Source organism: Duncaniella sp. B8 (assembly GCF_005304985.1).
Lineage (GTDB): Bacteria > Bacteroidota > Bacteroidia > Bacteroidales > Muribaculaceae > Duncaniella > Duncaniella muris.
Genome location: NZ_CP040121.1, coordinates 1,279,049 through 1,292,440 on the forward strand (window position 1 = coordinate 1,279,049; position 13,392 = coordinate 1,292,440).

Genomic DNA, 13,392 nt, shown 5'->3' on the forward strand with positions numbered 1-13,392 from the left:
CGTCACCCGCACGTCACACCATCCGCCCAGCCGTTCCACCACACTCCACCACAGTCCAACCCCCATCAAACACCATAAATGGCAGAATCAGTAGTCAGGCTCTCACCAAGGCAGAAGATGATAAACCTCATGTATATCGTCCTCACAGCCATGCTCGCCCTCAACGTCTCCAGCGATGTCCTTGACGGCTTCGTGCAGGTCGAGGACGGCCTCGCTCGCACCAACTCCACCGTGGGCCGACGCAACGACGCCGTCTACTCCTCGCTCGAATCGTTCACAGCCCAGAATCCCGAAAAAGGAACACCCTGGCTCGAAAAGGCCTCACAGATACGCCGGCACTCGGCCTGCCTCTACGCCACGATCGACTCCCTCAAGCTCGCAATTGTCCGCGAGGCCGACGGCGCTGACGGAAACCTACAGGAAATAAACCGTCGCGACGATCTTGAAGCCGCCGCAGTGGTCATGCTCAGCCCCTCGGCAAACGGAGGCCGCCGCCTGCGCGAGGCAATTGACGCCTACCGCAGCCATGTGACATCGCTCGTCAGCGACTCGGTCAAACGGGCAAGCATCAACGAAGCCCTGTCCACCGATCCCTTCCGCCGTCCGGGCACCGTCAGCCCGCAGAAGTGGGAAGAAGCCAAATTCGAGAACCAGCCGGTGGTAGCCGCCATCACTCTTCTGACAAAACTCCAGAATGACGTGAGATATGCCGAAGGCGAAGCCCTCGCCAACCTCCTCGCGGCTGTCGACGCAGGCGATGTCCGAGTCAACGAGATCAACGCATTCGTCATCCCGCAGTCACGCATGGTAATGCGCGGAGGCAAATACTCAGCCAATATAGTCCTCGCCGCTGTCGACACCACAGCGCGCCCCGAAATCTTCATCGGAGGCAAAAAACTCACCGATGAACACGGCCTCTACGAATTCGTGACCTCCTCCACCGGCACCTTCGACTACAGCGGCTACCTTGAAGTCAGCCACGGCGACGGCACCTCCACCCGTCATCCATTCTCTTCAAGCTACACCGTCATGGAACCCACGGCAACCGTCTCGGCAACCATGATGAACGTGCTCTATGCCGGAATCGACAATCCGGTCAGCATCTCAGTGCCCGGAGTGCCCATGAATGCCGTAAGCGCCGCAATGACCAACGGCACCCTCACCCGCAAGGGCGACGCCTGGGTGGCCCGCCCCTCGAAGATCGGCGAAAACTCCACCGTGACAGTCACCGCCACAATCGACGGCCGGCAGCAGACGGTCTCATCGACTTCATTCCGTGTGCGCAAACTCCCTGATCCGACAGCATTCATCTCCTACACCGCGCCAAACGGCACCAAGGAGCGCTACAAAGGCGGATCTGGCTTCTCAAAGACACTCCTGACCTCCGCTCCAGGCATCGAAGCCGCCATTGACGATGACATGCTTAACATCGGCTTCACCGTTCTCGGCTTCGAAACCGTGTTCTTCGACCAGATGGGCAACGCCATCCCAGAAGTCTCGCAGGGAGCCTCGTTCTCACAGCGCCAGAAAGACCAGTTCCGCCGTCTTTCACGCGGAAAGCGCTTCTACATCTCCCGCATTCGCGCCAAAGGTCCTGACGGCATCGAGCGCACACTCAATCCCGTCGAAGTCATAGTAAACTAATCACCCCTCTTGCATATACAATCCATGAAGAAATATCTTCTCACCGCCATAGTAATGTTGATCTCCGCCGCCGCTTTCGCTCAGCAGTCAAGCAGCAGCAGTGTAGTGCGCAGGCGTGGTGCCGATGACCGCAATTCAGCCAAATCGGCCACCGGTGTGACCCAGCGGATGCAGGCCCACTACGAAGACCGGGCCACCTCCGACTCCGAGATGCAGTGGATGCGCGTCATGTACCGTCAGCTCGACCTTAAAAAAGATGAAAACGCCGCCCTCTACTATCCCGACGAGCCGGTTGAAGATCAGGAAAACCTCTTCCGCATCATCATGCGCCACATGGCCTCAGGCAACCTCACCGGCTATGAATACCTTGACGGCCGCGAAGTCTTCTCTGACAACTACAAGGTCAAGATGGCAGATGTTCTTGACCGCTTCCACATACTCCACACCCAGGCCAAGGGTTCAACCGAAAAGAATCCGCGCTTCACTATCGAAGACGCCGACGTGCCCGCCTCGGAAGTCCTGAGTTACTACATCATTGAGCGCTGGGAGTTTGACAAGCGCTCAAACCGCATGCGCACACGCATCGAAGCTCTCTGCCCCGTGCTTCACCGCGACGGCGATTTCGGAGCCGAAGCCATCCGCTACCCCATGTTCTGGGTGCGCTACGCTGATCTCCGCCCCTATCTCTCCACCCAGAACATCTTCACTAACGATGACAACAATCTTGCCACCTGCACCTATGACGACTACTTCCAGCTCGGCCTCTACAAAGGCGAGATCTACAAGACCCGGAATCTGAAAAACAAGTCGCTCATGCAGCTCTACCCCGACCCAGACGCTCTGGCTCATGCGCAGGACAGCATACAGCGTCGACTCGAAACATTCGAAGACAAACTCTGGGTGCCTTCGCTTGAAGAACTCGCAGCACGCCGAGAAGCCGCCGAGAAAGCCGAACTCGCAGCAGCCGGCCAAAACTCCGCAGCAACTGATGCAGCAGCAAGCGAAGCTCCGAAAAAAAAATCAAGCGTCCGATCGAGCCGTTCGAAACGCGGATCTTCCGAGGCAAGCAAGAAAAGCAAACCGGCTAAAGTCAAAAAAGCCAAAGCCCCGAAAGCCTCATCATCGTCATCAGCGGTCAGATCGGTCCGTAACCGCAAACGCTGATACCCACCCGAAGCCCAAGGCAATCCTTGTCTCCAAAAGAACCCTGGATTCCAGCGCCACGGGTCCACCCAAAGCATTTCCCCCCTCCAGTCATTTTACTCCCGCCGGGCGTCTCCCCCACAAAGACCTTTCTCACAGCTTGCCAATTCAAAGGTCCGGAGCGCCAGGCGGGAGTCTTTCTGTAAACAATCCTGCCGCAACGGTTGTTATTCGTGTATATCTCCAACATGCACCCACCAATTTCAACTGTTATGAAGGCTAAATTATTCGCTATGGCACTGGCGCTGACCACCCTGCTTGGCGCACAGCATGCCGAAGGCTGCTCACGAGTGCTCTACGTCGGCTCCGACAGTCTGCGCATCGTAGGCCGTTCACTTGACTGGAAAACACCTATCCCCACAAACATATATGTCTATCCGCGCGGCATAAAAAAAGCCGGCAACTCTCTGCCCGGATCTGTGGAATGGACTTCGAAATACGGCTCTGTCTACGCCGTAAGCTATGAAGGCGGCATCACCGAAGGCATGAATGAAAAAGGACTTGTGGTCAACGGTCTGTTCTGCAAAGGCACCGTCTATGTCAACGACTCGACCCGAAACCGCCCGCCGATGTCGCTTGCCATGTTCCCCGCCTGGATTCTCGATCTCTGCGGGACCACAGACGAAGCCGTGGCGATGCTCGCGCGCCAGAACTTCAACATCTCCGGAGCCACATTTGACGAAGGCACCTCCTCGACACTCCACTGGGGCATCACAGACCCCTCCGGCAAATCGGCAGTGGTGGAGTTTGACCACGGCACAATCAAGATCTATCAGGGCCAGGACATGCGCGTGCTGACCAACGACCCGAATTATCCTGAAATGAACGCCATCAATGACTATTGGGTCAAAAAAGGCGGCTCACACACTCTGCCGGGCACCGTTTCGAGCCCCGACCGCTACGTCCGCGCCGACTTCTTTGACCGGAATGTAGAAAAGACCGGTGACGCAGATCTCGGAGTAGCCATCACACGCTCCATACTGTTCAACGTATCGGTGCCTTACACCTATACCATCCAGGGAGATGGCAACATCAGCTCCACCCAGTGGCGCAGTTTCTCCAACATCCGTGACCGCCTCTACTACTTCGACGTGGTCACCAATCCCGGCCTCTTCTACATCGACCTCAAGAAATGCGACCTCCGTCCCGGAGCCCCGGTAATGAAGCTTGACGTCTCAAAGAGCAAGGACTACATCGGCGATGTAACTCACAAGATGTTCAAGTCCAAACCCTTCACCCCGATGTATTGATCAACACAGAGACACTACTCTATCAACTATAAAAAACACACACTTACTGTTATTAACCCCTCATTCGCATAAGCTCCGGATGAGGGGAATTTTTTGTGTGGTGGATTTTTTTTATTACTTTTGTAATCCATATAGGATAATTTCAACCGGAAAACATGCGAAAACTGCTTGTCATACTGATTCTTGGACTGACATCGCTCCTCTCCGAAGCCGCCGCGCGCTGGGAGACGGTCGATGCGCCTGACCGCATGTTTACTGAAATGCGCTCCGACCCTGAGGCCCAGGCGGAGATGGCCGTCCGCGACAACTTCATCTACATCGCCGCACCGCGCCCCGTCACCGTCAAAGTGTTCACCATTCTCGGTCAGCTTATCTCGCAGACCACACTCCCGGCCGGAATCCACAGACTCCCCATGAGCGCAAAAGGAATCTACATTATTAAAATCGGAAGCTCCACCCGACGTGTAACTATCTGATGCCCAAAGCCCGACTAATTATCAACCCAATTTCCGGAACCAGAAACAAAGCCGGACTTGACCGCATGGTCCTTGATGTTCTCAGCCAGCTGGGCTGGGAGGTAGAGGTAGCATATACCAAAGGCCACGGCGATGCCACACGCCTCGCCCTCTCAGCCATTGAAAAAGGTTGTGACACGGTCATCGCCGCCGGTGGCGACGGAACCATCAACGAAACTGCCGCGGCTCTGTGTGGCACGGGGGTTATTCTCGGCATATTGCCCTGCGGATCGGGCAACGGCCTGGCCAGACATCTCGGCATACCTGTCGACCTTAAGGAAGGGCTGAAAGTCATCATCGAAAACCATGCGATGGAGATAGATTACGCAACCGTCAACGACTGCAAATTTTTCTGCACCTGCGGAGTCGGCTTCGATGCGGCAGTGAGCGCGGCTTTCGCAAAAAAGAAAACACGCGGCAAACTGACCTACATACAGAGCACCTTCCAGACATATGCCAGCTATGAGCCTGAACACTACACCATCATGGCCAACGGAAAGACTCTGACTGAAAAAGCCTTTCTCGTGGCTGTCTGCAACGCTTCCCAGTATGGCAACAACGCCTACATCGCTCCAAGCGCCTCGATCAACGACGGTCTGCTTGATGTCACCATCATCCACGCAGGCAATACCCTGTCAACCGCCCTTGTCGGAGTAGACATGCTCACCGGATTCATAGAGCGCAATATGCTCATCCACACCTTCCGCACCGACAACATAATCATCGAACGCGAGCGCAAAGGAGCCTCGCACGTCGATGGCGAACCAATGGAAATGGACCGCAGACTCTCGATCCGCTGCCACCACAACGGACTGAAGGTTTTCACTCCTACAGTCGTACATCCTTTCAGACCGATTCTCACACCGGTCTCAGCCATGTTCAACGATTTCAGGATCGCTGTCAACAATTTGTTTCAGAAATAAGAGGTTGTTTAAAAACAATAGTTAAAATCTGAGTGGTGTATCTTTTAGATAAATTGTTGCAAATGAGGAAGGAGCATAGCGAGCTATGTGACTGACGAATTTCAACAATTTAGCAAAAGAGACACCAAGGCTCAGGTAACTTAAAAATACTCAAACATGAAATTACTGAAAGAAAAAAGACAATACCCTCGCCTGCGAAAGTTTTGGGCGCCTATGACTCTTCATCTCAGTCACATAGCTCGCTATGCTCCTTCGATTCAGAGCCATATCCACCTCAAAACTTTCGCTCAGATTTTAACTATTGTTTTTAAACAACCTCTAACACATTTTATCATAGCGCCGGGTGAACACTACTGCCCGGCGCGACGTTTTTATAATGAACGTCAACTATTGTTTTTTATGAAAGGGATCGCAAGATTGTTAATGGTGTTAACAGCGTCATATCCCTTGGGCATATCCGCCCAGGGGATAGCTGATATTGTCTCAAAACTTGAATCAACAGGTTGCTACGAGTCACAGGCACGCTTCAGCGTCACACTTCCCCAGAGCGAAAACGATGTGGTCTACACCATCAGTCTCGCCTCTGCGCCGGCTCCGGCTGACCCGCTTGCTCCGTGCGACTATCTGACTGACTGGAGCCTTGAGACCCCTACAGGCACAGTCAACGGCTTCTCCGCCTACTTCAACGGCCATCACTACCGCTATCACAACGAACGCCTGCAGGAATACCACATGGAGTGGGACTCGATTCCCTTCATGCCGTCAGCACGCTCGGCCGGAGTGCAGGGAAGCGCCCAGTTCGCCGATCTCTACCCGGCCTTCATAGCCCGCGAACTCCGGAACATGGAAGCAGACCCGCGCTACAGCATCTCGGTAGCCGCTCCGGCAGTCTTCAACGGACGCAAGGCCATAAAGGTATCCACCACTCTTACCGTCAGTGATGTTGTGGCAAGCGAAAAAGACTTCATATTCGATGCAGAGACCATGCTCCCGCTGCGCATCGACACCGAAAGCAACCCCGGACAGATCACCGAGCAGACCATACTCGTCAGCTACAATTATCCGGCTGAGATGCACTGCCCGGAACTGTCAGACAGCTCCATGACAGCCCGCTACCCTGAGATCTTCGAAAAATATCGCGAAAACAACTTCCACATCGAGAATCTCGCAGGTGCTCCGATGCCCACTTTCACACTCCCCACCACTACAGGCGAGCGCTACACCCACCACCGGGGCGAGAAATTCGCGGCACCCACAGTAATAGTCCTCCTCGACCCGAACTCAGGCTTCAACTCCGAGATAGTAGAGGCTGTCCGCGGAGCCGCCGACTCACTCCCGAAGGCCTTAGACATCATCTGGGTCTTCAACTCGACAAACATTGATGCCATCGAAGCCGTGATACCCTCCATCCGCCCCGGAGAACATCTGCTGATGAACGGCAAATCGCTGACCCGCGACTGCGGCGTCACCTCTCTGCCGGTGATAATCATGACCGACAGCAACGGCACTGTCAAAAATGTCAACCTCGGACTCAACCGAGAGCTGCGGAATGTTGTTTTACAGACGATGGCCCTTGCCGACTGACAGAGTCACGGCTTTCCGCCTACAATAAACAAACGCAAAACTAAAAAAACAATATAAAGATATGGAAACCGTATTTTTCAAAGGACAACCCTGCCATACCTGCGGCACCGTTCCGTCAGTAGGCGAAACCGCACCCTGCTTCCACCTCTCAGGTCCGGATCTTTCACAGATGATCTGCACTGATTTTGCCGGAAAGCGCGTTGTGCTCAACATCTTTCCAAGCCTTGACACCGAAGTGTGCGCCATGAGTGTGCGCCGCTTCAACGAAGAAGCAGCCAGACTTGACGATGTGGTGGTCATCTGCGTCTCTATGGACCTGCCTTTCGCAATGGGCCGCTTCTGCACCATCGAGAATATCAAGAACGTGATGTTCGGCTCTGCTTTCCGCTCGCCTCTTTTCGGACAGAAATACGGTGTGCAGCTCGTTGACGGCCCATTGGCCGGACTGCTCACCCGCGCCGTCCTCATCCTCGATGAAAACCGCCGCGTGATCTTCCGCGACCTGGTGGAGGAAATCACTCATGAACCTGACTATGAAGCAGCTCTGAAAGTGCTTTCCGCAAAGGCATAGAAAGCACCGGACCGGCTCTAAAGAGTCAAAAGATATCACCGGGTGACTGTTCAACAGACATCACCCCCAAAAAAGCAATCACTCCCTGCAGCAGTTGATCCGCGCATACAGAGAGTGATTGTTTTTTTCTGTAGATATTACCGGGTGGTCAGGAGACCGCATCAATAGGCCACCACCTGCCAGAGGTCGCGGATGCGCTTTTCAGGATCCCACTTTCCATCAAAAGTCCACCGGGCAGTGACAGCATGAAACTCCGGAGAACCTTCGGCAGACGAGATATTGTCGGCCAACCAGCCGCTGTGACCGCCTTCGCGCACACAGCCGTAGTAGTAGACACGGTGTCCCCAGGGGCAGAGATCGAGATTCTTGCCCTCGGCAAGTTCCGGCTGCCGCTTGTAGGCATGATCGATATCTGAGTCAATGATGTTGCGCGACATACGGCAATTGAGGATCAGGAACTGCGAATCGTGGTGATAGCGACCGAGAGGCGTTGGCTTCAGGGCGTCGAATTCGGAGTTGGTCACAACGAATTTGTTGTTTATATCTCCGCGTCCGTCATGCCAGAGAATGGCGCGTGTGTCGCCGATAAAACGGCAGCGGGTGGCATAGCAGGTGCCACGCGGACAGATGAAATCCACTCCGGGACAGCGCAGATAGAGATCTGAGTGGTAATAGAGACCACCTCGGCCGTCTTCTCCCTTGCCCCAGAGCGAAAGCGCGTCATTGCCGTCGGAAATAATGTTGCTGTTTATGATTATGGTGCGTGTGGCTTTGCCGAATACGGCAAACTGGTGAGAGGTTGTGTTGGAGACCGTCGTGCCGTAATTATTGATGACCGTGAGGCCGCTTATCAGGCAGTCATCGGCCTTTTCAGTAAGACTGATGATGCCGCGCGGAGCTTTCTCGCCACGGAATTCACTGACCATCACTGAACCCTGGCCTTCGGCACCGACTATGATGCAGCTGTCACGCTGTTCGCCTACAAGAACTATGTTCGGGCGGTCAATGATCACCTTCTGATTGTAGAGGCCCTTGCGCACAAGAATCCTGTAAGGCTCCGAGCCGTTTTCAGGCGCTTTGTCAATGGCTGCCTGAATGCTCTCGCCACGGCTGACTATCGCATCGAAATGCGACTCCCTGACTTTAGGCTGCACTCCGAGGGTGAAAGTTCCGTTCTCGTTGGCACCCTTGGTCCGGAAGCTTATGCTGACCTTGTTCTGCGGATCATAGCGGTCGGCCCACTTGTCATAGAGATCGTAGAGTTCGGCCGGACGGTTGCCGAACCAGGCATAGCCGTTGCGGCGCTCGCTGCCTATGTCCTCAAGACTGCGGCGGGGAATCCCGTCACGGTCACAGACAAAAGGCACACAGTGGTCAAGATCGTAGTAACGCGCCCATATAGGCCCGGCAAGCGAATCCGAGGTGAGCACAGCATTCCACTTGCCGTTCTCCATAACCCTGCGGTAGCGCAGGCCTGTCAGTTTATACTTGTCAAACCAGGCCATAGCGGCATGCACTGCTGCTTTAACCTTTTTGTCAGGATCAGGGATTTCCATGAGCATCCTGACAATCCATGCGCTCTCCTGAGAGCAGTATGACGGCAGTTCATATGCGCGGGCAGGCGCAGGCTTAAGAGTCTCGCGGTCGTGTTGCTGACACCACACTGTCGCCACTCCGTCAGTGACGATTTGGGTTGCGAGAATACATTCCACTCCCTTATCAAAGGCCTTCTTCATTTTGTTTTTTCTCGTCCGATCGCAAAGATCGCCGCCGAAAGGTTCAAGGCCGAGACTGATATCGCGCAGCAGCACCATAGTGTTGACCATCGCATCATCATTGTAGGTGATATGAGGCTGATAGTCACGCTGCACGGGCCAGAACTGAGGCCAACCCCCGTTTTTATACTGTCCGGAAAGAAGATAATCCACTCCGGCGCGGAAGCCGGCGCGGTATCTCACATCGCCAGTGGCCTGATAGAGACGGGCGAGATAGATCATTTGGGTTGTGGTCGCGTCATTGTCGGTGGTCGAATCGTAGCGGCGCTCCTTGTTGGCAAGCACGGCGGCTTTTTCCTCCTGAGTCATCGGAGTGACCATGTCGATGTTCTTGGGCCATCCGCCGGTCACACGCTGCCAGAGCAGCACCTGATCACCGATGCGCCGGGCCTCGTCTGAACGGAGAAAGTCAGGGTCAGAGATGCGCAACATGCGTTTGGAATAGCGCGATCCCTTACCGACCTCTTTTGCACCACCGTCAGTGGCGGCGACAGCCTCTCCGAGACCGCCCATGAAGTTCGCGGCCCTCACTGACCAGCAGTCAGCCGAAGAGTCAGAACCGATATTGTAGACCGTATCGGTTGTAAAGGCCACTACTTTGCCATGACGACACACGGCATAGAGCAGAGCTTCGTCACTACCGGTCCATCTGAGCTGATTGTTTTTAACATGCACATTCTTTGGCAGTGGTGCGGCAGCTATAGCGGCATCAGGATTCCAGCCGTCGAGCACTGCGGTTTTGGTATATGAGCGTGCTTCGGCTTCTGTCAGCACCGGGCTGTTTGAGTGATCCTTTCCCTCGCGGTCCACATAGAGAGAGCGGCGTCCGGAAAGATCGAGGGCTTTGCCGGAGGTGAGGCAGGTATTGTATTCGGCGAAACGTGCCGGCCAGCCGCCGCTCATGTCGGCCCAGCCGTTATAGCCGCGCTTGTCTTTGGTGATGGGCGAGACATCGACCGTGGTGTTGATCCAGATAGCGGTCGGGGTGCCTTTGCCCCAGGGACGTCCGAGATAATATGTGACATCAGGTGTCTCGCTCTTTATGTAGCAGCTGTCCATCACATAGCCATACTTGCGCGGCACAGAGGGCACGGCCAGATAGCCTCCCTGGCCGCACTGCTGGAAAGTCACTCCGTCATAATAGACATCGCCTTTGCCGCAGATATAGTCAGTGCGGCCGCGGATGACTCCACCGTCAAAGTAGAAGCGGCCGTCTCTGTTATTGGAGACGTAGGTATCCTGATAGCCCCAGATGCAGATATTACGGGCTATGGTCTTGTCTGAGCGGTCATGGAGCACGATGTTGCGGCCTGTGTGGTCGGCCATGCCGCTTTTCATGGTCAGATCCTGAAGATAGGTGTCATGGGCGGGATATTCGATGATCAGCACATCGCCCTTGCCGATTCCCTCAAGCGGGCAAGAGGGACCGAATCCGTTGTCCCACGTGGCAGGAGGAGTGGTGTTGACAAGCACTGTCCCTTCACGGCTCTCGCCGATAATGGAGACATTAGGGGTTTTGAGCCATGAACGCGGATCGCCATATTCCTTGCCGTCACCGCCGGTGGTCTTTCCTGCTGTCGGGATCACATAGTCACCGTCCATCAGGAATATGCGGAACCGCGCTGTGGTGTCAGCGCGGTTATTGGCGGCTTCAATAGCCTCGCGGAAAGAACCGTCGCGCGGAACCACGAAGTCATAAAGTTTCTTCCCGGCGGCATCGGCACTGAAAGCAAGAGCCAAAGCCGCCACTAAAGGAAATAATCTCATAAATAAGTAATTCTTAGATTTAGAGGTGTTTAATTCCAAATGTGAAGACAAATCAGATCCGAACCCTATCTCAGGCTTCTGACCTTACGGCGCTCTTCCCTTATGAGTCTGGGAAGGATGCGGATGAATCCCCAGTATCTGGGAATGTTCTTTTTAGGCTGTTCAAATGCCCTGTAGAGCCACTCCAGCCTCATCCGGAGCATCAGTTTCGGAGCGCGGCGCACCTCTCCCACTCCGGCATTGAAGTTGAAAATGGCACCATAGCCGAACATCACGCCTCTTTTGAGATAGGGTTTCAGACGGGCCATGAACATCTCCTGCTTGGGAGCTCCGAGGCTCACCCATATGATGTCAGGATTGTCGGCATTGATCATGGCGGCGATCCCTTCATAGTCAAAATCATCGACGCTGCGAAACGGGAGGGTTTCGAAGCGCATACCGGCAATGGCAGGGTCAATCTCCGAGAGATTCTTCCTGAGCCCGTCAAGCACCTCGCGGGTATTGCCGAGGAAGAACTGGCGGAAACGCTTCATCTTTATATATTTGATAAAGATGTCGGCCCCGATGTAGCTGTCGATCGGCTCCTTGTGAATCCATGCAAGTATCTTGGCCAGCACACTTCCGTCACAGTTGTTGACGAGCGCGCCGTTGAGCACTTCAAGGAATTCCGGATTGCGGTTGGCCACGGTCAGATTGTTAGCCTCGACCGAGCAGCTGTAGCCGGTCTCGCCGGTCTCTATGGCCTTGAAGATCTTCCGGTCAAGGGCATCGCGGTCAAACTCGATCCTTACGTTGAAATATTTTTTCTCACTTGTCATAAGCAATCCCTATAGTCATAAATTTCATTTCAGTCAGCGCCTGCAGTTCGTGAAGCGATCCGGCGCCCACAAGGAGATAATCGCCCGGACGGCATTCATAGCTTTGGCCATCGACGGTCATCAGCCCTTCTCCCTCTATGAAGAGATAGTGCTCGTCCATAGTCGGATGACGGTGGCTTCCGGCTTTCTCTCCGGTCCGGAAGGTGGTGACGGCTATCTGGGTGACCGCGCTCCGGGTCTCTCCGGCCGAGAGGAGCACTTTCTTCAGTCCGACCGCATGGGCCGTCGGAGCAGCCTCGATCTCAGACAGACGGCGGTAAACAGTCTTTGCGCCGTCCATCACTTGCCGAGGCGCTGTCTGATCCATTCATACTGCTGGCGCAGTCCGTCCTCAAGGCTGACTTTCGGTTCCCAGCCGAGTATCTCGCGGGCTTTCGAATAGTCGGCGCTGCGGGCCTTGTCGCCCTCCGGCTTTGAGGTGTCGTAAAACGGTGTGATCTCTTTACCGCTGATTCTGATCACAGTCTCGGCAATCTCGGCTATAGAGGTGCACACCGAGGGACCTACCTGAATCCAGCCGTGGCCCCAGCCTTTTTCAAGCGCGAGCATCAAGGCGCTGACCACATCGTCGACATGTATGAACGCGCGGCCCTGCTTGCCGCTGCCCCAGACGTTGAACTCCTCCTCCGGATAGTTGATGGCCTTGCGTATGAGAGCCGGAATCACCTGGCTGCGCGCTCCGAAATCGCAGGGCGAGCCGTAGACATTGTGAAACTGCAGTGTGCAGCACGGAATTCCGGTTTCTTTTTCTATATAACCTATCTCAAGCTGCCCTACGAGTTTGCTCCAGCCATAGGCCGATTCCGGAAGGGCCGGGAAGAGTTCGTCTTCGCGCAGAGGCACTACGTCAAGCGAGTTCTGGCGCGTCAGCGGATAGCTGCATGCCGTGCCGACGTAGATGAGGCCCTTTATCCGGTCCTTTCCGGCCTTGCGCACAGAGTGAAAAAGATTGGTGTTGATCAGATTGTTCTGACGGAAAAGGTCGCCCTGATTGCCGAACACGTAGTCAATGCCGGCCACAATGTCGGCCAGATGGATCACGTATTCATTGGCGCTGACAATCGAGTCGACCTCCGGGCTTTCTTTCGAGAGGTCTATGCAGTGGAAACGTGAGGACGTGTCAATCACCGGCTTACCGTCGGGCCCGTCAAGATATTCAAGTTTCCCTCTCCAGAGATTGTCAATGACTGTCACATCGTGACCTTCGGCAACGAGTCGCTTCACGAGATTGCTGCCTATCATACCGCAGCCTCCGGTAACAAGTATCTTACTCATACATCTG

General features: G+C 54.7%; 11 protein-coding genes and 1 pseudogene. 7 read left to right on the forward strand and 5 right to left on the reverse strand.

Translation table 11 applies throughout. The features are described from left to right. The first annotated feature begins 78 nt into the window (after positions 1 to 78). From gldM to tpx, 7 genes are all read left to right on the forward strand, one after another. Positions 79 to 1,644: a gliding motility protein GldM gene (gldM, locus tag FDZ78_RS05665; RefSeq protein ID WP_123397909.1), complete on the forward strand. Its 1,566-nt coding sequence runs from the start codon at positions 79 to 81 to the stop codon at positions 1,642 to 1,644. A 24-nt stretch (positions 1,645 to 1,668) separates the two neighbouring features. After that, positions 1,669 to 2,808: a gliding motility protein GldN gene (gldN, locus tag FDZ78_RS05670; RefSeq protein WP_123397908.1), complete on the forward strand. Its 1,140-nt coding sequence runs from the start codon at positions 1,669 to 1,671 to the stop codon at positions 2,806 to 2,808. Positions 2,809 to 3,059: 251 nt separating this feature from the next. Continuing rightward, on the forward strand, positions 3,060 to 4,097 hold the full coding sequence (locus FDZ78_RS05675; protein WP_161553567.1) for a linear amide C-N hydrolase: 1,038 nt from the start codon (positions 3,060 to 3,062) through the stop codon (positions 4,095 to 4,097). Positions 4,098 to 4,252: 155 nt separating this feature from the next. Then, a complete protein-coding gene (locus FDZ78_RS05680; protein WP_107032180.1) occupies positions 4,253 to 4,573 on the forward strand; it encodes a T9SS type A sorting domain-containing protein in 321 nt (106 codons plus the stop codon). Further along, positions 4,573 to 5,535 (forward strand): diacylglycerol kinase family protein, encoded by a 963-nt coding sequence (locus FDZ78_RS05685; RefSeq protein WP_107032179.1) that lies wholly within the window; start codon positions 4,573 to 4,575, stop codon positions 5,533 to 5,535. The genes FDZ78_RS05680 and FDZ78_RS05685 overlap by 1 nt, the downstream gene beginning before the upstream one ends. 447 nt (positions 5,536 to 5,982) lie before the next feature. Beyond that, positions 5,983 to 7,119 carry a hypothetical protein gene (locus tag FDZ78_RS05690; RefSeq protein ID WP_137426187.1) on the forward strand — a complete coding sequence of 379 codons (1,137 nt, stop codon included), beginning with the start codon at positions 5,983 to 5,985 and terminating at the stop codon, positions 7,117 to 7,119. 61 nt (positions 7,120 to 7,180) lie between these two features. After that, a complete protein-coding gene (gene tpx, locus FDZ78_RS05695) occupies positions 7,181 to 7,690 on the forward strand; it encodes a thiol peroxidase (RefSeq protein WP_107032177.1) in 510 nt (169 codons plus the stop codon). 161 nt (positions 7,691 to 7,851) lie between these two features. Here the strand turns inward: tpx and pelA are convergent, their stop codons facing one another. The 5 genes and pseudogenes from pelA to FDZ78_RS05715 all read right to left on the reverse strand — a co-directional run bounded on the left by pelA (position 7,852) and on the right by FDZ78_RS05715 (position 13,385). Beyond that, on the reverse strand, positions 7,852 to 9,978 hold the full coding sequence (gene pelA, locus FDZ78_RS14820; RefSeq protein ID WP_240740417.1) for a pectate lyase: 2,127 nt from the start codon (positions 9,976 to 9,978) through the stop codon (positions 7,852 to 7,854). A 363-nt stretch (positions 9,979 to 10,341) separates the two neighbouring features. Beyond that, positions 10,342 to 11,232 (reverse strand): annotated as a pseudogene (locus FDZ78_RS14950) (pectinesterase family protein); the annotation flags it as partial. 65 nt (positions 11,233 to 11,297) lie between these two features. Then, positions 11,298 to 12,050: a WecB/TagA/CpsF family glycosyltransferase gene (locus FDZ78_RS05705; protein ID WP_123397904.1), complete on the reverse strand. Its 753-nt coding sequence runs from the start codon at positions 12,048 to 12,050 to the stop codon at positions 11,298 to 11,300. Further along, positions 12,040 to 12,417 (reverse strand): cupin domain-containing protein, encoded by a 378-nt coding sequence (locus tag FDZ78_RS05710; protein ID WP_240740355.1) that lies wholly within the window; start codon positions 12,415 to 12,417, stop codon positions 12,040 to 12,042. Before FDZ78_RS05710 ends, FDZ78_RS05705 begins: the two co-directional genes overlap by 11 nt. Next, on the reverse strand, positions 12,390 to 13,385 hold the full coding sequence (locus tag FDZ78_RS05715) for an NAD-dependent epimerase/dehydratase family protein (protein WP_136408198.1): 996 nt from the start codon (positions 13,383 to 13,385) through the stop codon (positions 12,390 to 12,392). The genes FDZ78_RS05710 and FDZ78_RS05715 overlap by 28 nt, the downstream gene beginning before the upstream one ends. Between the last annotated feature and the right edge of the window lie 7 nt (positions 13,386 to 13,392).